Source organism: Variovorax sp. W1I1, from assembly GCF_030815625.1.
Classification (GTDB): domain Bacteria; phylum Pseudomonadota; class Gammaproteobacteria; order Burkholderiales; family Burkholderiaceae_C; genus Variovorax; species Variovorax paradoxus_C.
On the sequence record NZ_JAUSWZ010000001.1, the window covers coordinates 7,016,316 to 7,037,511 of the forward strand.

15 protein-coding genes are annotated in these 21,196 nt (G+C 67.2%); 10 read left to right on the plus strand and 5 right to left on the minus strand.

Translation table 11 applies throughout. From position 1 onward, the window contains the following. Positions 1–20: 20 nt before the first annotated feature. The 3 genes from QFZ83_RS32525 to QFZ83_RS32535 all read left to right on the plus strand — a co-directional run bounded on the left by QFZ83_RS32525 (position 21) and on the right by QFZ83_RS32535 (position 2,737). Positions 21–1,292: a Glu/Leu/Phe/Val dehydrogenase gene (locus tag QFZ83_RS32525; RefSeq protein WP_013543826.1), complete on the plus strand. Its 1,272-nt coding sequence runs from the start codon at positions 21–23 to the stop codon at positions 1,290–1,292. Positions 1,293–1,325: 33 nt separating this feature from the next. Beyond that, positions 1,326–1,979, plus strand: coding sequence for a nucleoside/nucleotide kinase family protein (locus QFZ83_RS32530; RefSeq protein ID WP_307512540.1), 654 nt, complete (start codon positions 1,326–1,328; stop codon positions 1,977–1,979). Positions 1,980–2,062: 83 nt separating this feature from the next. Next, a complete protein-coding gene (locus QFZ83_RS32535) occupies positions 2,063–2,737 on the plus strand; it encodes a DUF2242 domain-containing protein (protein WP_307512542.1) in 675 nt (224 codons plus the stop codon). 18 nt (positions 2,738–2,755) lie between these two features. Here the strand turns inward: QFZ83_RS32535 and rocF are convergent, their stop codons facing one another. Both rocF and QFZ83_RS32545 read right to left on the minus strand, forming a co-directional pair. Continuing rightward, the gene (gene rocF, locus QFZ83_RS32540) at positions 2,756–3,667 is read right to left on the minus strand and encodes an arginase (protein WP_307512543.1); all 912 of its coding nucleotides are present in this window, start codon (positions 3,665–3,667) and stop codon (positions 2,756–2,758) included. A 47-nt stretch (positions 3,668–3,714) separates the two neighbouring features. Next, a complete protein-coding gene (locus QFZ83_RS32545; protein ID WP_307512545.1) occupies positions 3,715–5,769 on the minus strand; it encodes a prolyl oligopeptidase family protein in 2,055 nt (684 codons plus the stop codon). 177 nt (positions 5,770–5,946) lie between these two features. On the opposite strand from QFZ83_RS32545, the gene QFZ83_RS32550 reads away from it, so the two are divergent. From QFZ83_RS32550 to QFZ83_RS32570, 5 genes are all read left to right on the plus strand, one after another. Then, positions 5,947–7,665, plus strand: coding sequence for a wax ester/triacylglycerol synthase family O-acyltransferase (locus QFZ83_RS32550; protein ID WP_307512547.1), 1,719 nt, complete (start codon positions 5,947–5,949; stop codon positions 7,663–7,665). A 146-nt stretch (positions 7,666–7,811) separates the two neighbouring features. Further along, on the plus strand, positions 7,812–8,357 hold the full coding sequence (locus tag QFZ83_RS32555; protein ID WP_307512549.1) for a hypothetical protein: 546 nt from the start codon (positions 7,812–7,814) through the stop codon (positions 8,355–8,357). Between the two features lie 54 nt (positions 8,358–8,411). Continuing rightward, complete coding sequence (locus QFZ83_RS32560; RefSeq protein WP_013543819.1) at positions 8,412–8,942, plus strand: phasin family protein; 531 nt, start codon at positions 8,412–8,414, stop codon at positions 8,940–8,942. 22 nt (positions 8,943–8,964) lie between these two features. Then, a complete protein-coding gene (locus QFZ83_RS32565) occupies positions 8,965–9,600 on the plus strand; it encodes a TetR/AcrR family transcriptional regulator (RefSeq protein ID WP_041943069.1) in 636 nt (211 codons plus the stop codon). A gap of 94 nt (positions 9,601–9,694) precedes the next feature. Further along, complete coding sequence (locus QFZ83_RS32570) at positions 9,695–10,468, plus strand: triacylglycerol lipase (protein WP_306882613.1); 774 nt, start codon at positions 9,695–9,697, stop codon at positions 10,466–10,468. A 69-nt stretch (positions 10,469–10,537) separates the two neighbouring features. On the opposite strand, the gene QFZ83_RS32575 is transcribed toward QFZ83_RS32570, so the two are convergent. The 3 genes from QFZ83_RS32575 to QFZ83_RS32585 all read right to left on the minus strand — a co-directional run bounded on the left by QFZ83_RS32575 (position 10,538) and on the right by QFZ83_RS32585 (position 16,145). Further along, positions 10,538–13,756: a bifunctional cytochrome P450/NADPH--P450 reductase gene (locus QFZ83_RS32575; RefSeq protein ID WP_307512552.1), complete on the minus strand. Its 3,219-nt coding sequence runs from the start codon at positions 13,754–13,756 to the stop codon at positions 10,538–10,540. A 401-nt stretch (positions 13,757–14,157) separates the two neighbouring features. Further along, positions 14,158–15,414, minus strand: a complete 1,257-nt coding sequence (locus QFZ83_RS32580; RefSeq protein WP_307512554.1) for a branched-chain amino acid ABC transporter substrate-binding protein — start codon at positions 15,412–15,414, stop codon at positions 14,158–14,160. Positions 15,415–15,437: 23 nt separating this feature from the next. Next, complete coding sequence (locus tag QFZ83_RS32585; RefSeq protein WP_307512556.1) at positions 15,438–16,145, minus strand: TetR/AcrR family transcriptional regulator; 708 nt, start codon at positions 16,143–16,145, stop codon at positions 15,438–15,440. A gap of 86 nt (positions 16,146–16,231) precedes the next feature. Here QFZ83_RS32585 and QFZ83_RS32590 point away from each other — a divergent pair, with 86 nt between their 5' ends. Further along, on the plus strand, positions 16,232–17,851 hold the full coding sequence (locus QFZ83_RS32590) for an AMP-binding protein (RefSeq protein ID WP_307512557.1): 1,620 nt from the start codon (positions 16,232–16,234) through the stop codon (positions 17,849–17,851). A 10-nt stretch (positions 17,852–17,861) separates the two neighbouring features. Continuing rightward, entirely contained in the window at positions 17,862–21,155 is a 3,294-nt protein-coding gene (locus QFZ83_RS32595; protein ID WP_307512559.1) for a carboxyl transferase domain-containing protein, read from the plus strand. Positions 21,156–21,196: the final 41 nt, after the last annotated feature.

A 21,196-nucleotide genomic window follows, 5' to 3' on the forward strand; every position in this document is an offset into this window, starting at 1 on the left:
TCCAACCCAAGGGATCTCTCATGAGTGAAAAACTCTCCTTCGTCTCCCCCACCGCCAACAGCCCGTGGGGAACGTACCTCTCCCAGGTCGACCGTGTCGTGCCGTACCTCGGCCCGCTGGCCCGCTGGGTCGAAACGCTGAAGCGCCCCAAGCGCGCACTGATCGTGGACGTGCCCATCGAAATGGACGACGGCACCATCGCCCACTTCGAGGGCTACCGCGTGCAGCACAACATGAGCCGCGGCCCGGGCAAGGGCGGCGTGCGCTTCCACCCCGATGTCACGCTGGAAGAAGTGATGGCCCTGTCGGCCTGGATGACCATCAAGACCGCCGCGGTGAACCTGCCCTACGGCGGCGCCAAGGGCGGCATCCGCGTCGATCCGAAGAAGCTCTCGCTGCAGGAGCTCGAAAAGATCACCCGCCGCTACACCAGCGAGATCGGCATCATCATCGGCCCGCACACCGACATTCCCGCGCCCGACGTCAACACCAACGGGCAGATCATGGCGTGGATGATGGACACCTATTCGATGAACGTCGGCGGCACCGCCACCGGCGTCGTCACCGGCAAGCCGCTGCACCTGGGCGGTTCGCTCGGCCGCGTGAAGGCCACCGGCCGCGGCGTATTCGTCACAGGCCGCGAAGCGGCGCGGCGTCTGGGCATGGACCTGCGCGGCGCGCGCATCGCGGTGCAGGGCTTCGGCAACGTGGGCTCGGTCGCGGCCGAACTCTTCGCCGAAGCGGGCGCCAAGATCGTGGCCGTGCAGGACCACACCGGCACCATCGTCAACACCAACGGCCTGGACCTCGCGACGCTCATCCCCATCGCCAACAAGGAAGGCGTCATCGCCTTCAAGGGCGGCGACGTGGTGCCCAACGAAGCCTTCTGGGACACGGCCTGCGACATCCTGATCCCGGCCGCCCTCGAAGGCCAGATCACCGCCGAACGCGCGCAGAAAACCACCGCCAAGCTGGTGCTCGAAGGCGCCAACGGCCCCACGGTGCCCACCGCCGACGACATCCTCGCCGAGCGCGGCGTGCTGGTGGTGCCCGACGTGATCTGCAATGCCGGCGGCGTGACAGTGAGCTACTTCGAATGGGTGCAGGACTTCTCGTCCTTCTTCTGGGACGAGGACGAGATCAACGTGCGCCTCGACCGCATCATGATGAACGCGCTCAACCAGATCTGGGACACGGCCGACAAGCACAAGATCACGCTGCGCACGGCGACCTATGCGGTGGCTTGCGAGCGGATTCTCACGGCGCGCCAGGAACGCGGCCTGTACCCATGATTTTTTGACAGGGCGGGGCGGTACGCTCGGGACATGACCACCATGCCCGTGCAAAACCTCCCTTCCATTCCCGCGGACGGCCTCGCCCGTCTGCAGGCGCTCATGGCCAGCGGGCAGCGCAAGCTGCTCGGCCTGGTCGGTGCGCCCGGCGCGGGCAAGTCCACGCTCGCGGCGGCGCTGCTCCAGGCGGCCGGCGCCGACCGCGCGCAGGTCGTGCCGATGGACGGCTTCCATTTCGCCAACCTCGAACTCCGGCGCCTGGGCCGCGCCGACCGCAAGGGCGCGCCCGATACCTTCGACAGCGCCGGCTACGTCGCCCTGCTGCAGCGGCTGCGCGACCAGCGCCCCGACGGCGACATCGTCTATGCCCCCGAATTCCGCCGCGAGATCGAGGAGCCGATTGCCGGCGCCATCGCGGTGCTGCCCTCGACGCAACTCGTCATCACCGAAGGCAACTACCTCCTGCACGACGTCGGCCCCTGGGCCGGTGCGGCGGCGATGCTCGACGAGGTCTGGTACGTGGACATCGACGACGCAGTGCGCGAGCAGCGCCTCGTCGCGCGCCACCAGCAGTTCGGCCGCAGCGCCGAGGCCGCGCGCGACTGGGTGGCCAGCACCGATGCGCCCAACGCGCGGCTGATCGCCGCCACCAAGGCGCGGGCGCATCACGTGCTGATGTGGTCCTGAAAATTTCCGCCGCCCGGGAACGCCGGCACGCCGCCGCGCTCGAAGCCTTGCCGGCGGAGGCGCCGGTTAGCATTCGCCGCGCCATGCCGTCCCACTTCAATTCCTTTTCTTCAGCTTCTTCCCTCCGCACGCCGGTTCTCGTCCTGAGCCTTCTGTCCGCCCTCGTGCTGGCCGGCTGCGGCAGCGCTTCGCGGCGCGTGTCGTACGAGCCGGAGGAGTTCGACTCCACCACCACCCACACACGCAACTACGCCGCCACCGAGGCCCAGACCTGCGAGGCCGCGCGCCGCGCGCTGCTGAGCCAGGGCTACATGGTCACCGCGGCCAACGCCGACCTGGTGACCGGGCGCAAGAGCTTCCAGCCGGCGTCCGAGGTGCATGTCGAAGTCGAGTTCCGCGTGGTCTGCGCGCGGGAGGGCGGCAAGGGCGGCAGGTCCGGCAAACAGAGCACCGTGGCTTTCGCAACCGCGCTGCAGGACCGCTACGGCATCAAGAAGGTCAACAACTCGGCCAGCGTGGGCGTCGGCGCCTTCGGGTCGCTGTCGCTTCCCTTTGCCGGCAGCGACGACGCGATGGTCAAGGTGGCCAGCGAAACGCTCACCGACGAACGTTTCTACGATCGCTTCTTCACGCTCCTCGACCGCTTCCTCGAGGGCGGCGGTGCCGATGCGCCGCCCGACATGCCGGCCGAAGCGCCGGCGGCAGCGCCCGCACCCGCCACCAGTTTCCCGGTCGCCCCCTCGCCGAATCGCGGCTGAGCGCGCGGCCTATATCGCTTAGCGCACCAGCGTCGACTTGCCGAACAGGCTCTCGATCAGCTCCACGGCGATTTCCGCTGTCTGGTTGCGCACATCGAGCGCGGGGTTGAGTTCCACCACGTCGAGCGAGCACAGCCGCCCGGTGTCGGAGATCATTTCCATGCACAGCTGCATTTCGCGGTAGGTCGGGCCGCCGCGCACGCCGGTGCCCACGCCAGGCGCGATGTTGGGGTCGAGGCAATCCAGGTCGAAGCTCACGTGCAGGTGGGTGTCGTCGTCGACATCCTGCAGCGCCTCGGTCATGGTGGTGCGCATGCCGTGCTCGTCGATGTGGCGCATGTCGAACACGTTCAGGCCGAGCGTGCGGATGGCCTCTTTTTCGTCCGAGTCGACGCTGCGAATGCCGATGAAGCGGACCGCCTCGTGCGCCAGCGCCGCGCGCTCGCCGCTCCAGCCGGTCAGCTCCGCGGGGCCGTGGCCCAAGAGGCAGGAGACCGGCATGCCGTGCAGGTTGCCGCTGGGGCTCGTCGTCTCGGTGTTGACGTCGGAGTGCGCATCGAGCCACAGCACGCGCAGCTTCTTGCCGCGCTTGCGTGCATGCCAGGCCACCGCGCTGATCGAGCCGATGGCCAGGCAGTGGTCGCCGCCCAGCATCAGCGGCACGTGGTTCAGGCCCAGCGCGGTGTCGACGGCGTTGTAGACCGAGCGGTTCCACGCGATCACCTCGGCGAGATGGCGCAGGCCGTTGGCCGGCGGCGCCCAGGGCGTGGCCGGGCCGGCGAGGTTGCCGCGGTCGAGGACCGTGAAGCCCTGCCCGGCGAGGGCCTCGGCCACGCCGGCCACGCGCAACGCGTCGGGCCCCATGCCCGCGCCGCGCACGCTGGCGCCGATGTCGGTCGGCGCGCCGATCAGTTCGAGGGTGGTGTTCATTCAGATGACCTCCGTGCTGCGTGCTGCGTTCGGACCGACTCGGCGGCTCACTCCGTCTTGCCTATGTGCTGCCAGAGATACGCATAGCCCAGCGCATCCATGAAGGCGGACTCCTTGTTGTCCGTCGCCGCGCTGTGCCCGCCTTCCATGTTCTCGTAGAAGCTGGTGTCGTGGCCTTGCGCGGCCAGCTTCGCATGCATCTTGCGCGCATGCACGGGGCCCACGCGATCGTCGCGGGTCGAGGTGGTGAAGAGCGCGGGCGGGTAATGCGCGTCGGCCTTCGCGTTCTCATAGGGCGAGAAGGTGCGGATGAACGCCCATTCCTCCGGCTGGTCGGGGTCGCCGTATTCCGCGATCCACGAGGCGCCGGCCGACAGGTGCGTGTAGCGCTGCATGTCGAGCAGCGCCACCTCGCTCACGATCGCGCCGTAGAGCTGCGGGTAGAGCGTGAGCATGTTGCCCATCAAAAGGCCGCCGTTGCTGCCGCCCATGGCGCCCAGGTGTTTCGGCGATGTGATCCCGCGCGCGATCAGGTCTTCGGAGACGGCCGCGAAGTCTTCGCAGGTGCGAAGCCGGTTCTCCTGCAGCGCGGCCTGGTGCCAGCGCGGGCCGTACTCGCCGCCGCCGCGGATGTTGGCGATGACATAGACGCCGCCCTGCTCCAGCCACGCGCGGCCGATGCTGCCGCTGTAGCTCGGCTGCAGCGAGATCTCGAAGCCGCCGTAGGCGTACTGCAGCGTCGGATTGGTGCCGTCGGCCTTCAGGTCCTTGGGCGCGATCTCGAAGTAGGGCACGCGCGTGCCGTCCTTCGACACCGCGAAATGCTGGCTCACGGCGTAGCGCGAGGCATCGAAAAAGCCGGGGCTGTCCTTCAGCACCTCCGGCTCGCCCTGGCCGATGGTGCCGATGTAGAGCGTGGTCGGCTGCAGGAAGCCGCTCACCGTGAGGAAGTAGTCGTCGTTCTCGTCCTCGTCGATGCCGCCGGCCGCGATGGTGGAGAGCGCGGGCGCACCGCCCAGGCTCTCGCGCTTCCATGGGCCGCCGTCCTGCGGCGTGAGCACTTCGAGCTGGTTCACCACGTCGTGCATCACGTTGAGGATGAGGTGGTGGTGCGTCCACGAATGGCTGTCGAGCGCGGTCGTGTCGTCGGGCGCGAACAGCACGGTGAGCTCGCGCTTGCCGGCCATGTAGTCGTCGAACTTCGCGGCCAGCAGCGAGCCCGACTTGTAGGTGGCGCCGCCCACTGTCCAGTCTTCGCGCGGCTCGATCAGCATCCACTCGCGGAAGATGTCGGTGTTGGAGTCGTCGGGCACATCGATCTTGGTGAGCGAGCCGCCGGTGCCGCGCAGCCAGGTCTCGCTTTCGTAGAAGTCGATCTGGCGCGAGACGAAATCGCGCTCGAAGCCGGGCGTGTTGTCGCGGTAGGCGCTCACGGACATGTCCTCGTGCGCGCCTTCATACACCGTGACGGCGGCCTCGAGCGGTGTGCCGCGCTTCCATTCCTTCACGATGCGCGGGTAGCTCGAGCTGGTCATCGAGCCGGGGCCGAAATCGGTGGCCACGTAGAGGTGGTCGATGTCTTTCCAGCCCACGTGGTTCTTCGCCTCGGGGAGCGTGAAGCCGCCTTCGACGAAGGTCTTGCTGTGCAGGTCGAACTCGCGCACCACGTCGGCATCGGCGCCGCCGCGCGAGAGCGAAATCAAGCAGCGCTTGTAGTCGGGCTCCAGGCAGTCGGCGCCGTGCCAGACCCAGTTCTCCTTGTCGGCCGCGGCGAGGGCGTCGATGTCGATCACGGTTTCCCACGCGGGCTGCGGCTTGCGGTACTCGGCGAGCGTGGTGCGGCGCCAGAGGCCCTTGGGGTGCTCCTTGTCGCGCCAGAAGTTGTAGAAGAAGGGGCCGATCTTGCGGACCATCGGAATCCGTTCGTCCGAGTCGAGCACTTCGAGGATGCCCGCTTCGAGCGCCTTGAAGGCGGGCGACTGCGCATACGTCTGCACGGTCTTCGCGTTCTCCTGGCGGGCCCAGTCGAGTTGGGTCTTGCCGTCGATGTCTTCGAGCCAGAGGTGGTCGTCTTGCGGGGTCGGGGAGGGGGTGGATGTCATGGATGGCAGTGTACGGAGCCCCTGTGAAAAAGGCGCTGCGAGCGGTTCTTGCGGCCGCGGCCACTTTTTCATTACCGGGAAAACCTCGGTGGAAACACTGAAGCAGGCGGGGCCCACGAACGCCATGTGCGGGGTATCCTGCCGAACGGCGCATGCCCCACCAAGGAGACACAACACATGAAACACCTGAGCGGACTTGATGCCACCTTCCTGCACCTGGAAACGCCCGAGATGCCGATGCACGTGGGCTCGCTGAACGTGCTCGATTTGCCCAAGGGCTACAAGGGCGATTTCTACGAAGACGCCAAGCAGTTCATGGCCAGTCGCATCCACCTGGCCGACGTGTTCACGCGCAAGCTCGCGCTCATGCCCTTCGACATGTCCAACCCCGTGTGGGTGGACGACGAGGACATCGACCTCGACTACCACGTGCGCCACATCACACTGCCCAAGCCCGGCACCAACCGCCAGTTGCAGCAGTACGTGGCGCGGCTGCATTCCACGCTCATCGACCGCAGCCGTCCGATGTGGGAGTTCTTCATCATCGATGGCCTGAAGAGCGGGCAGGTCGCGCTCTACACCAAGGTGCACCACGCGGGCATCGACGGGCAGGCCGGCGTCGAGGTGGGCAAGGCGATCTTCGACCTGGAGGCCACGGGCCGCGTGGTGAAGCCGCCGCGCTCACGCCCGCGCGCCAGCGGCTACCAGCTCGGCATGGCCGAACTCGCGACCGCCGCGCTGCGCAACACGGCGCAGCAGTACGTCAAGCTCTTCAAGATGGCGCCGGCCATTGCACGCGCCATCGGCGGCCTCGCGAAGCCCGACGAGAAAGCGGCCGAGAAGGCCACCGCCACCGCGCCGAAGAAGTTCAACCTCTTCGCGCCGCGCACCTCGCTGAACGTGTCGATCACCAACCAGCGCACCTTCGCCGGCCGCACCATCTCGCTGGCCGAGACCAAGTACATCGCCAAGCACTTCGGCGTATCGCTGAACGACGTGGTCATGGCCACCGTGGCCGGTGCGTTGCGCCACTACCTGGCCGACAACAACGAGCTGCCCGCCAAGCCGCTGGTGGCCGGCGTGCCGGTGAGCCTGCGCGAAGCGGGCGACGACACGGCCAACAACCAGGCCAGCATGATCCTGGTGAGCCTGGCGACCGACATCACCGACCCGATCCAGCGGCTGAAGGCGATCAATGCGTCGTCGAACAGCTCGAAGTCGACGATGAACCGCTTCAAGGCTGTGATCCTCGACGACTTCCCGACCTTCGCCGCGCCCTGGCTCGTGTCGGGCATCGCTTCGATGGTGGGCCGCTCGGGGCTTGTGAACCTCTTGCCGCCGGCGGCCAACGTGGCGATTTCCAACGTGGCGGGCGCGCCGTTCCCGATGTACTTCGCGGGTGCGCTGGTCACCTGCTACTACCCGGTGTCGATCGCGAGCCACGGCACGGCGCTCAACGTCACGGTGCAGAGCTACAACGGCCGCATGGACTACGGCCTGATCGCCTGCCGCCGCGCCGTGCCCGACATCACCGAGATCGGCGACTACATGCTGGCCGAGCACAAGCTCCTGATGGACCTGACGCAGAAGCACCCGTCCGCCGCGGGCGTCACGGCGCCCAAGCCCGCACCCGTTGCAGCCCATGCGCCGGACGCCGAGGAGGAGGCAGCGCCCGCCGCCGCGAAGAAGCCGGCAGCGCGCAAGAAGGCGGCTGTGAGCGCAACCGCCAAGAAGGCCGCGCCGGTCAAGGCTGCCGCAGCCAAGGCACCGGCGAAAAAGGCGCCTGCCAAGAAGACGGGCAAGGCGGCACCCATCAAGACCACCGCCAAGCCCGCAGCCCGAAAGGCCGCACCGGCTAAGCGGGCCAGTGCCTCTCCCAGGGCGGCCGCGGCGTGATCGAAGCGAAGTAGGGGCGCCAGGCCAGAAAATTGGGGCAGTTGGACTAGTTTTCCGACCGTTCTAGTTTTGCAGGCCTAGGCCCTTCGGAAGAAGATGGGTCCATCGCATCCAGCGACCCATTCAACTTCAAGGAAATCTTCATCATGTCCACGCAAACCACCCTCGCTTCCGCAGCCATCCACGTCGTCGGCCAATACAACGACGCGGGCAAGACCCTGGTCGGCGCCTACCGCACCGGCGTGCATCGCCTGCTGGGCGGCGCCGCCACGCGCTACAGCAACTTCCTGGGCAGCCGCCAGATTCCGCTGGTGAGCGAACAGATCAAGGCCAACCTGATCGGCGCGCAAGAGAAGGTCAACGGCTTCCTGGCCAACCGCCTGGACATCGACACCAGCCGCATCGTGAACGTGATGGACCGCGTTGCCGCCGGCACCACCAGCGGCATCGAAACCGTCGCCGGCCGCGTGGCCCGCGTCGAATCGCCGGTTGCCACCTCGGTGCTGAACACGCTGAACGCCATCAACCAGCCGATCGCGACCGTTTCGGTGCAAATCGCCGACCGCATCGCCGCCGGCGCCAAGCAAATCGAAACCCGCGTGGCCGGCGTGGACGGCGACATCGCCAAGCCCGTGCGCACCGTGAAGGCCAAGAAGCCGGTTCGCCGCGCTGCTGCCCGCAAGGCGGCCTGATCCCCCGAGGCGCTCTGCGCCTCTTTTTCTTTCTGCTATCTGGAGCACCACTGAATGGCGACCCGCACTGACGAAACTGCAAAGTTGAAGAAGAAGGCGACGCCTGCCAGAAAAGCTCCGGCCAAAGCGCCGGCTGCTAAGAAGAAAGCTGCTGCGCCCCGCAAGGCGGCGCCCGCGGCAAAGAAGACCACCGCCGCCGCACCCGGCAAGGCCGAAGGCCTGCTGCGTGCCGGCCTCAAGGCGCTGGACACCGTGCGCAACGACGTCGCCAAGCGCCAGGCCAACGTCATCGAAGGCCTGCTCGGCATCGGGCAGGGCAAGACCGATGCGGCGGCCGGAGCCAAGGCCGCGCTCACCCGCGGCTTTCCCAGCCTCGACAGCTTCGGCATCCGCAAGTTCGAGGACGTGTTCGACCAGCGCGTCGCCACCGCCCTGCAGCGCCTGGGCATGCCGAGCGCGGAAGAAGTGCAGGCGCTGCGCGACGAGGTGACGCACCTGCGCGAACGCCTCGCGCGATTCGAACGTGGCGAAGGTGGCGAAGGCAAGGCCGGCCCGCGCCGCAATGGCGGCACCAGCAAACGCTGAGCGACGACAACGCAACCCGGTTGTGGCCAGCTCCAACACCACGCGCGATCGCATCCTGCAGACCAGCCTCGCGCTGTTCAACGCGGAAGGCCTTGCGGCCGTGTCGACGCACAAGATCGCCGCCGAACTCGGCATGAGCCCCGGCAACCTGCACTACCACTTCAAGGCCAAGCAGCTGATCGTCGAATGGCTGTTCCGGCGCTTCGAGCAGCGGCTCGAAGCCCTCAACGGTTCGTCGACATCGATCTCGGCCATCGACGACCTCTGGCTCGCGCTGCATCTGCGCTTCGAGGCCATCGACGAATACCGCTTCATCTACCGCGACATGGCCTTCCTGGCCAGCGAGTACCCGGCCCTCGGCCAGCGCGCGCAGGCGCTCACCGCGCAGAACCTCCTGGCCGCGCAAACGCTGTGCGAAGGGCTCGTCGCCTCGGGCGTGATCGAGACCAGCGCCGAGCAGGCACGCATCCTCGCGCTGCAGATGGTGTTCACCACCACCTGCTGGCTGTCGTTCGAGCGGCTGGTGCCGGGGCGCGACGCGCTGGCTCAGGCCGATCCCGGTTTGGCGGCTTTCTACACGCTCACCCTTGTTTCTCCGTATGTTTCCAGCGAATCGAGGGCTTACCTTGATTACCTGAGGGGCAAATACCTCGGATAAATGGCGTGTCGTCCGACGGGAGAGTGCAACCATGGCCCCTCATGCTCGTCTTACAAAAGAGAAAACGCCCAAGACCCGAAAGGAAGCCACCCCCATGACCACCGCCACCCACGATCACATCGCACCGCCCTCGCGCCTGCTGCTGCTGGCCGAAGCGCGCGCCCTCTGGGAAACAGGCGCCGGCATCGCCATGTGGCCGCTCCTGCAACTCACGCCGCGCGGCGACGGGCACCCGGTGCTCGTGCTGCCGGGCCTCGTGGCGAGCGACGTTTCCACCCTGCTGCTGCGCCGCTACCTGGCGAGCCGCGGCTACGACGCCCACGGCTGGGGCCTGGGCCGCAACCTCGGTCCGCGCGAAGGCGTGGAAGACGGCATGGTCGAGCTGCTCAAGACCCTGAACGACAAGAGCGGCCAGAAGGTCAGCGTGATCGGCTGGAGCCTCGGCGGCGTGTATGCGCGGCTGCTGGCTTCGGCTCATTCGGGCCTGATCCGCAACGTTATCACCCTGGGCAGCCCGTTCTCCGGCAGCCCGCGCGCGACCAACGCCTGGCGCGTGTACGAGGGCGTGAGCGGCCAGAGCTCGCACGACCCGCGCCGCATGAAGTTCGTGCAGCCCACGCCGCCGGTGCCGACCACCTCGATCTTCAGCCGCACCGATGGCGTCGTCGCCTGGCGCTGCAGCATCGAGAAGACCGGCCCGCAGTCGGAAAACATCGAAGTGATGGCGAGCCACCTGGGGCTCGGCGCGCACCCCGCGGTGCTCTATGCGGTGGCCGACCGGCTGGCGCAGCCAGAGGGCGAGTGGAAGCCCTTCAACCGCGGCTTGCTGGGACCGCTGGTGTATCCCGACCCCGACCGCGACATGTGATCGATCGATCGCGCGCTCGATGAAAAAAGCCGGCATCTGCCGGCTTTTTTCTTGGGTGCCACGCAGGCTTCAGGTGCCGGCCCACACGTCCAGCACATAGCGCTGGTCGGCAATCATCTTGTCCATCCAGGCGTTGCTGTCGTGCCCGTGCTCGCGCGCGATGTCGGTCAGCGTGCGCCGCACGTCGGGCTCCATGCGCGAGCCGTCGCCGCACACGTAGATCACGCCACCGGCTTCGAGCAGCTTCCACACGGCCGCGGCCTGCTCGCGGATCAGGTCCTGCACATACACCTTGCGCTCGCCCGAGCGCGAGAACGCGGTGTGCAGCTTCATGAGGCCGCGGTGCGACCAGCCCTGCAGCTCCTCGGCGTAGATGAAGTCCTGCTCCGGGTGGCGGCAGCCGAAGAACAGCATCGCCTCGCCCAGCGCCTCGCCGCGCTCGACCTGCGCCGCGCGCTCCTGCAGGAAGCCGCGGAACGGCGCGAGGCCTGTGCCGGGGCCGACCATGATCAGCGGACGGTTGGCGTCCTCCGGCAGGCGGAAGCCCTCGGCCGTCGTCTCGCGGATCACGCCGTGCACCGTGTCGCCCGCCTCGGCGCGCGCCAGGTAGTTGGAACACACGCCCTCGAAGATGCCGTTGCCCGAGAGCGCAGGCTCGCTCACCACGCCCACGGTCACGCTGCAGCGGCCCGGCGTCATCGAGGGCGAGGACGAGATCGAGTAGTAGCGCGGCGACAGCGGCGACAGCATTTCGAGGAACACCGCGAACGGCACCTGGCAGGCGCGGTGTTCTTCGAGCAATTCGAGCAGCGACTTGCGCTTGTGCAGCACCTCGGCCTTGTACGCGGCCTGCGAGGCCTCGTCGCTGCCCGAGAGCGCGACCAGCTTCGGCTTGGTGAACGGGCATTCGGTATACGCCGCGAGCGTGGCGATCTGCTTGCGCGTGGCCACGTCCTGCAACTCGACGTAGTCGCCCAGCAGGCGGTCGACCGCGATCACCTGGTCCACCGGCAGCGCGGTCTTGCGGCCCGGCGCGGCCGACAGGCGCACATGCGCCGAGCGGTCGAAGCCGAAGCGCGCCATCGCACGTTCGACCTGTGCCGGGCTGTTGCGCGGCACCACGCTCAGGTGGTCGCCGGGCACGTAGTTCACGCCCTCGGGCAGCATCAGCTCGACGTGGCGCGTGGAGCGGCTGGTCCCGGCATCGCCGCCGGGGCTTTGCAGTTCGCGGTTCTCGACGACGCGCAATGCCACGGCGCCCAGTGCATCGACCAGCGCGTTCTTCTGCGGCGGCGGCAGTTCCTCGAGCGTGTAGAGCGGCTCCGCTTCGACCGGCGTGTCGGCGCCAGCCTTGATGCCGAAGGCCTTCACCAGCTCGGGCCAGAGCGCATCGCTCCAGTCCTGGAAGGCGCCGTCCATGTCTTCGCGCGCATCGCCTTCGCCGCGCGGATGCACGCGCGTGGCGCCCAGCGTTTCGAGGCGCTCGTCGATGCGGCGCGGCACGGCCTGGTAGGTGGCGGCCCAGTCGGTGTTGCCGCAGCCGAACACGCCGAAGCGCACGCCGTTGAGCGCATCGTCGGCCTTGTCCAGCCACCGATGGAACTCGGCCGCGTTGTCGGGCGCCACGCCGTTGTACGAGGCGCAGACGATGGCCACCGCGCCATTGGCCGGCAGGCGCTCGGCGTAGTCGTCGAGCGAGGCCACCTGCGTGGAAAAGCCGCGCAGCTCGCCGGCCTCGGCCAGCTGCCGCGCGAGGTCTTCGGCCGTGCCGAGGTTGGAGCCCTGCAGCACCAGCAGCGAGGTGCCGTGGCGTGCAGCCTGGGGCTTGCGCGCGGCGGGCTTGGCGGGCGCATCCGGCGCGGCGGCCGTCTCGCCATTGCTGCGCGGGCGCGAGGCCGGATCGCGCAACAGCGCCTTGATCTTGAAGTTCTCCGGCTTGATCGTCAGCGCTTCCTTGATCTTGAGCTTGTAGCCCGTGTGATCGACCAGGTTGAAGCGCTGCAGGATCATGCCCAGCGTGAGCACGGCTTCCTGCAATGCGAACTGCCGCCCGATGCAGGCACGCTGCCCGTTCCCGAAGGGCTTGAAGGCATTCACAGGCCGCTCGCGCTCGGCTTCGCGGCTGAAGTTGTCGGGGTCGAACTGGTCGGCGTTCTCGCCCCAGATGGCCTTGTCACGATGCAGCGCGAGCGCATGCATGATGACCATGTTGTTCTTCTTGATCGTGTACTGCCCGCCGATGGTCGTGTCTTCCTTGGCGCGCATCGAGATCGCGGGCGCGGTCGGGAACATGCGCAGCGACTCCTTCAACACCTGCATCACGTACTGCAGCCGATTGACCTGCGCATAGGTGGGTTTCTGCGAGGTGTCGCCGCCGAACACGCTGTCGACCTCGGCCTGCGCCTTAGCCATTGCCTCGGGGTTGTTCAGGAGGAAGTAGATCGCGAAGGAGAGCAGGCCGCTCGTGGTCTCGTGGCCCGCGATGAGGAATTCGATGCACTCGTCGCGGATCATCTTGTCGGTGAGCTGCTCGCCGCTTTTCTTGTCCACGCCCGCGATCATGTAGCTCAGCAGGTCGGGCTTGGTGGCGATGTCGGCACCGCTCGCGCGCCGTTCTTCGATGATGTCTTCCACCATCTTGTGCATGTAGCGGATGTCCTTGCGCTGCTGCGCGAGCTCCTTCTTGAGCATCAGCTCCTCGAGCGGGAGGCCCCGACGGTTCTGCACCGTCTCCAGCGTGCGCACCATCGCATCGACGAAGGGATGGAAGCCTTCGCGGTAGAACGAATTGAAGCGGTAGCCGAAACCGCACAGGCCGATGGTGTCCAGCGTGAGCGCGGTCATGTCGCGCACCACGTCCACCTCTTCGTCGAAATTGAGCCGCTCCCACTTGGTGACCAGTTGGCCCGCGATGTCCAGCATCATCGGGTGATAGGCCTGCATCGCGCGCTGGCTGAAGTTGGCCAAAAGGATGTTGTGGGGCTTCGACCACGTCTCCTCGTGCGTGTCGGAGGTGAAGAGGCCGTGCGATGCGGCGCGCAGCCGGCGCAGGGCGCCGCGCGTGCTCTTGTCGAAGCGGGCTTCTTCGCAGAGTTCGTCGACCAGCGCGGGCGACGACACCACGATCACCGGCATGCCCGGCATGTCGAGCCAGTAGATGCCGCCCAGGTCCTGCGCGATCTTCCACATGTCGAGCACGGGAGAGTCGGAGCCGATCGACAGCAGGTTGCCGACGAAGGGTTTCTTTGCCGGATGCGGGATCGGATAGAGCGAGTTTTTTCCTGCCATGGGTGCCTTGTTGTGCCTTCGGTATGGACCCGCTTCGGATGTCCGGGATGCGAATCCGGAGTATCCCGATGGCACGGCGGTGGGCGGGACGGGGTTTCCCTAAGGCGGAGTCCTGGGAGTTCGGGGCGGCGATCACGCCGACGGGGTGCCTTGCTCCGCGAATGTCCCCCGGCTTCGCCTCCTCCTTGATTTCGCTGCGCAAGGCACCCCATCGGCGTGCTCGTTTTCAGAGCTCTGGTTGATCAGCGATACACCGGCAGCGCGTCCAGGTGCGCAGGGCATCGGGTGCTCCATGCAGCGAAATAAAGGAGGAGCCGAAGGCGGAGGACATTCGCGGAGGGGAGTACCCGGGGGCCTGCGCACATACCCCGAAAGAACTCAATCAGCGCAAGTAAAAGCCTTCAAGGCCGGACCATCTTGCACTCGGTCCCCTGTGCCAGCTCGTTCCCGCTATAGACCGCATCGGTGCGAAAGCCGTAGTTCGTCCCTTCCCAACCCACCTTCACCGCCTTGCCGTCCACCGGCGCGATGGTGTTCACCACCTGAGGCAGCAGCAGTTGGTGGTCTTCGGCCCGCATGCGCACCGTGCCGACCACCGAATCGAAGCTCAGGTCTTCGAGCGCACGTGCCACCTTCACGGTGTCGGCGCTCCCCGCCTTGTTGATGGCCAGCGCCAGGAGCCTCGGTGTCATGTCGATGCGCGGCGCAAGAAAGTCCTTGCCCGTCTTGGCCTTGTAGGCCTTGGCCAGCGCATCGGCCTTCGGCGTATCGGCCTGGCCCGGATGCCATTCGGCCACCCAGGTGAGCTGCCCCGTCTTGGCCTGCGATACCGCGGTGACCGTGCCCGGCACCGACCCCGCGCTGTGGTTGAAGTAGCGCAGGTTGTAGCCCGCATCGCCCGCAGCCTTGAGCAGCAGCGTCATGTCCTGTCCCCAGTTGCCGGTGATGACCGAATCGGCGCCGCTCTGGCGGATGTTGGCGATGTAGGGCGCGAAGTCCTTCACGCGGCCGATGGGGTGCAGCGCCTCGCCCACGAACTGCACGTCGGGCCGCGCGAGGCCCACCATCTGGCGGCCGTAGCTGGCCCACTGCTTGCCGTGCGCGTAGTCCTGGTTGAGCAGGTAGACCTTCTTCACGTCAGGCGTCTTCTTGATGTAGTTGGCCAGCGCCTTCATCTTCATCGCGGTGTTGGCCTCGGTCTGGAAGTGCCAGAAGCTGCAGCCCTTGCCGGTCATCTCGGGGTCGATGGAGGAGTGGTTCAGCACGATCAGCTCCTTGCCCGGATTGCGCTGGTTCCAGCGCGCCACCGACTGCACCAGCGCCGTCACTACCGAGGAGCCCGAGCCGCCCGTCACGATGGCCTTCGCGCCCTGGTCGATGGCCGCCTGCAGCGCGCTCTGGCTCTCCTGCGCCGAGAGCTTGCTGTCGAACTGCAGCAACTGCAGCTTGGTGCCGCCGAGCACGCCGCCCTTGGCGTTGATGTCTTCGATGGCGTATTGCGTGTGCATCAGCATCAGCTCGCCGACATTGGCGAAGGGGCCGGAAAGCGGATCGATGTAGGCGATCTTGTAGGTCGGCTGCTGGGCATTCGCGGCACCTGCGATGCAAAGCAGGCAGGCAAGGGCGATCCGCGCCGAGGGCGCCTTCTTGAACTTCATGGTGTGTCTCCGGAGGTTGTTGGTCAGTCTTTGGCGCTGAGGCCGATCACGCGGCTCGCGAGCTTCGTGAGCTCGGCCACCACCTCGTCGGGCGAGAGTCGGCCGCCGGGGCGGTACCAGCTGTAGAGAAAGCCCGGCAGGCTGCAGGCCGCGAGCGCGGTGATCTTGGTCTCGCCGAAGTCGAGGTCGCCGTCGCGCCGCGCCTCTTCGAGCAGCGGGCACAAGAGGTCGTAGAAATGGTGCGCGAGCTTCTTCTGCGCCGCAATGTACTCGGGCCGGTACACCTGCGGCTCGCGGTACGGAAAGAAGGCGACGGGGTGATGCGCGATGGTCGCGCGAATCAGCCGCTCGATGCCTTCGAGCACCTTCTCGCTCGCGCGGCGCGGATCGTCGGCCGCGAAGTCGAGCGCGGTGAAGCAGTCGACCGCGGGGCGCCACGAGAGCGTCTCGAAGATCTCCTGCTTGTCGCGGAAGTAGTAGTACACGAAGGGCTTGGTCACGCCGAGCGCGCGAACGATCTGCGCCATCGTCGTGTTGGCGTAGCCCTGCGCGGCGAAGAGCTGCGCGGCCGCCTGCAGGATGCGCTCGCGCTGCGTGTCGGTGCTCTGTGTCGCTGCGCGCTGGCGGCCCGTGCCTTGCGGTAGATGCAGCTGTGCCGTGGTGGCGGTCGCTGTGTTGTCGGCTTTGTCGGCCCCAGAGGGTTTTTGCCGTGTCGCGGAAGTTATACCCATGGGTAGGATTGTTCGTGCACCATGCACCCATTGGCAAGCGCCTGCCCCGTGCAGGCGGCTATCGATAACCCTGAGAAAGAGACGCCATGGAGACACTGCCCGACCGTCCGCAACAACCCCTGCACGAGTACCTGCGCACCCATGCACGAGAGCGTGGCGAGCGCGCCGCCTGCATCTGGTACGGCCATGCGATGAGCTGGTCCGAACTCGACCGCGCAAGCGACGCCTTCGCCGCGCGGCTGCAGGCCATCGGCGTGAAGAAGGGCGAGCCGGTGGTGCTCTTTCTCAACAACTGCCCGCAGTACCTGGTCGCGCACTTCGGCATCCAGAAGATCGGCGCCATCGTCTGCCCGAGCGGCCCGCTCAACAAGGAGCACGAGCTTGCCTACCAGGTCAACGACCTGAAGGCGCGCGTGATCGTCGCGGCCGCGCCGCTGTTGCCGGTAGTTCGCAAGGTGCAGCCCGAGAGCGCGCTGGCGCATATGTTCGTGGTGCATTACGTCGACCTGCTGCCCACGCCGGCCGCGCTCGACCTGCCGGCGGAACTCGCCGCCGAGCAGAAGCAGAAAGCCGAACGCAGCGTGCCGTCCGATTGCGAAGACTTCCTCGCCGTGATGAAGTCTGGTGCAAAACCGGAGCCCGTCGCCATCGACATGGACGACGTCGCGCTCATGACCTACACCTCGGGCACCACGGGCCTCCCCAAGGGCGCGATGCTGAGCTACGGCAACGCGCTCTTCAAGACGCGCGCCGTGGTCGACTGCAACGGCGTGCGCCCGGACGACGTGCTGCTTTCCATCGCGCCGCTGTATCACATCGCCGGCATGCTGATGGGCGTCAACGTACCGGTGTTGAGCGGCGCCACCTCGGTGCTGCTGCACCGCTTCGATCCGCGCGCGGTGCTGCAGGCCATTGCCGCGCACAAGGTGAGCTGGTGGTACAGCATCGCGCCGATGAACGTGGCGTGCATGCAGGTGCCCGACATCGGAGGCTTTGACCTCTCGAGCCTGAAGATGAACCCGGTGACCAGCTTCGGCATCACCTTCACCGAGCCGCTGGCCGAGCAGTGGCGCTCGCATGCAGCGAACTGCAGTTCGTTCGAGGCCGCCTACGGCCTGAGCGAAACCCACACCTGCGACACCTACACGCCGCACCACGCGCCGCGCTGGGGCACGCAGGGTATTGCGGTGCCGGGCGTGACGATCCGCATCATCGACACCGATACGGGCGCCGACATGCCTACCGGCGAGGTCGGCGAAATCGTGCTCACCAGCCCGGGCTCCTTCAAGGGCTACTGGAACAAGCCCGAGGCCACCGCGGCGACGCTGCGCAATGGCTGGGTGCATACCGGCGACATGGGAAAGCTCGATGCCGACGGCTATCTCACCTTCATCGGCCGCTTCAAGGAAATGATCAAGGTTTCGGGCTACAGCGTGTTCCCGGAAGAGGTCGAAACCATCCTCATCAAGCATCCCGCCGTGGCGCAGGCCGCGGTGATCGCGCAGCCCGATGCCGAGAAGGGCGAGGTGGTGAAGGCGTTCATCGTGCGCAAGCCGAATGCCGAGCTCGATGCCGATGCGCTCATCGCTTGGTCGCGCGACAACATGGCGAGCTACAAGGCGCCGCGCGCCGTGAGCTTCATCGATGCATTGCCTACGACGGGCGCCGGCAAGGTGCTGCGCCGGCTGCTCAAAGACAAGAACTGAAAGACATCGCGTGCTCTCCAAAGTTTTGATTGCCAACCGCGGCGAGATCGCCGTGCGGCTGGTGCGCGCCTTGCGCGATCTCGGTATCGCCAGCGTGGCGGTGCATGCGCGCGACGATGCTGCGGCGCTTCATGTGCAACTGGCCGATGTGGCGGTGGCACTCGATGCGACCGGACCGTCCGCGTACCTCGACGTGGCCGCGCTGATCGCGATCGCGAAGGCAAAGGGTTGCGATGCGGTGCATCCCGGCTACGGCTTCCTGAGCGAGCGCGCGGATTTCGCCGAGGCGTGCGCGGATGCGGGGCTGGTCTTCATCGGGCCGACGCCCGAACAGCTCGGCCTCTTCGGCGACAAGGCACGCGCACGCGACCTGGCCGCGCAATGCGACGTGCCCGTGATGCCCGGCAGTGCAGGCGCCGTGACGCTCGCGGAGGCGCAGACCTTCTTTGCCGAGCAGCATGCGCAGGGTGCGGGCGTGATGGTCAAGGCGATTGGTGGCGGCGGCGGGCGCGGCATGCGTGCGGTGCTGAACGCGGCCGATCTGCCCGAGGCGCATGCGCGCTGCATGTCTGAGGCCAAGGCGGCTTTCGGCATCGAGGGCGTGTACGTCGAGCGGCTGATGCGCAATGCCCGGCACATCGAGGTGCAGGTGCTGGGCGATGGGCAAGCTGTGGCCAGTCTGGGCGAGCGCGAGTGCACCTTGCAGCGGCGCTTCCAGAAGCTGGTGGAGATCGCGCCCAGTCCGTCGCTGCCCGAAGCATTGCGCGCGCAGGTCACGCAGGCGGCGCTGCGCATGGCGAAGGCGGTCGGCTATCGCGGGCTCGGCACTTTCGAATTTCTTGTCGATGCGGCATCGGCCGCGCTGCCGTTCGTTTTCATCGAAGCCAATCCGCGGTTGCAGGTCGAGCACACGGTGACTGAGGCCGTCACTGGGCTGGACCTGGTGCAGTTGCAGATCGCAGTCGCGTCTGGCCACTCCCTCAGCGCGCTGGGCATCGAGGCCGATCGCACGGCGCCGCAGCGTGGCTTCGCGGTGCAGTGGCGCATCAACGCCGAGACGCTCGATGCACAGGGCAACGCGCGGCCGTCGGGCGGCACGCTCGCGCGCTTCGACCTGCCGAGCGGGCCGGGTGTGCGTGTCGATACGCACGGCTATGCGGGTCTCTCGCCTTCACCGCACTACGACACGCTGCTCGCCAAGCTGATCGTGCATTCGCCGTCGCCGAAATTCGCCGATGCGCTGCGCCGCTCGCTGCGCGCGCTGGACGAGTGCCGCATCGATGGCATCGCGACGAATCTCTCGCTGCTGCGCGCCATCGCCGCGCGGCCTGAGTTCGCGACGCAGGCAGTGCACACGCGCTTCGTCGAAGCGCACCTGGGCGATTTGCTGGCGGCTGCGGCGTCACATGAAAAGCATGCGAAGCAGATCGCGCCTGTCGCTGCAGAGTCCCCGACTTCGGCAGGCGACGACGCAGACGACCTCACCGTCAAGGCGCCGATGCCCGCAAAGCTCGTGCAGTTCGAAGTGGCCGTCGGCGATGTGCTCCCTGCCGGCGCGCAGCTCGGCGTGCTCGAAGCCATGAAGATGGAGCACTTGCTGCACGCGCCCTTTGCGGGCCGCGTGGTCGCGCTGCTCGCGGAGCCCGGCGACTACCTCGTCGAAGGCCAGTCGCTGGTGCGCCTGGAGGCCGTCGATGCGCAAGCCGTCGAAGCCGAGGCGCGCACCGAGCACGACCTCGATGCGATCCGTCCCGATCTGCAGAAGGTGATCGACCGCCACGCACCCACGCTCGACGCCAACCGCAAGCCGGCCGTCGACAAACGCCACGCACAAGGCGGCCGCACCGCGCGCGAGAACATCGCCGACCTCTGCGACACCGCCGCCGACCCGGGCAACTTCATCGAATACGGTGCGCTCGCCATCGCCGCGCAAACGCGTCGCCGCACGCTCGAAGACCTGATCGCGAACACGCCCGCCGACGGCATGGTCACCGGCCTCGGCAGCATCAACGCGAAGCAGTTCGGCCCCGAGAAATCGCGCTGCGCCGTGCTGGCTTACGACTACACGGTGCTCGCCGGCACGCAGGGCATGCGCAACCACCACAAGACCGACCGGCTGCTGGCGGTGGCGCACCAGCTGAAGCTGCCGGTGGTGCTGTTCGCCGAAGGCGGCGGCGGCCGGCCGGGCGACACCGACATGCCGATCGTTGCGGGCCTCAACAACCACACCTTCAGCCAGTTCGCCGCGCTCTCGGGCAAGGTGCCGGTGGTCGGCATCGTGCATGGCCGCTGCTTCGCGGGCAATGCGGCGCTGCTGGGCTGCGCGGACGTGATCATCGCCACGCGCGGCAGCAACATCGGCATGAGCGGCCCCGCAATGATTGAAGGCGGCGGGCTCGGCACCTTCGCGCCGGAGCAGATCGGGCCGAGCAGCGTGCAGTCGCGCAACGGCGTGATCGACATCCTGGTGGAAGACGAAGCCGCGGCCGTCGCAGCGGCGAAGCAGTACCTCTCGTACTTCCAGGGCCCGACGACCGACTGGCAATGCGCCGACCCGCGCACGCTGCGCCACGTGGTGCCCGAGAACCGCCTGCGCGTGTACGACGTGCGCGCCGCGATGCGCGGCGTGGCCGATACGGGCTCGCTGCTTGAGTTGCGTGCGGGTTTCGGCGCCGGCATCGTCACCGCGCTCGCGCGCATCGAGGGCAAGCCGGTCGGCCTCATGGCCAACAACCCGCACCACCTCGGCGGCGCCATCGACGTGGAGGCTGCAGACAAGTCCGCGCGCTTCATGCAGCTGTGCAATGCGCATGGGCTGCCCATCGTTTCTCTGTGCGACACGCCGGGCTTCATGGTCGGCCCCGAGATCGAGGCACAGGCGCAGGTGCGTCATGTCTGCCGCATGTTCATGGTGGCGTCGCATCTGCGCGTGCCTTTCTTCGCGGTCGTGCTGCGCAAGGGCTACGGTCTCGGCGCGCAGGCGATGACGGCCGGCGGCTTCGATGCGCCGGTGTTCACTGTCGCTTGGCCCACGGGTGAGTTCGGCGCGATGGGGCTCGAAGGCGCGGTGCGCCTGGGCTTCCGCAAGGAGCTTGCGGCGGTGCCTGAAGGCGATGAGCGCGATGCGCTCTTCAAGAAGCTCGTGGCACAGCAATACGCGAACGGCGAGGCGATCCACATGGCGCAGACGCTGGAGATCGATGCGGTCATCGATCCGGCGGAAACCCGCACCTGGCTGGTGCGCGGATTGGCCTCCGCCACACGCGGTGTAGTACCTGTTTCTCCCTATGTAGACACTTGGTAACCACGCGCTAGACCCCGTCGCGCCACAGGGCAAGGCGGCTC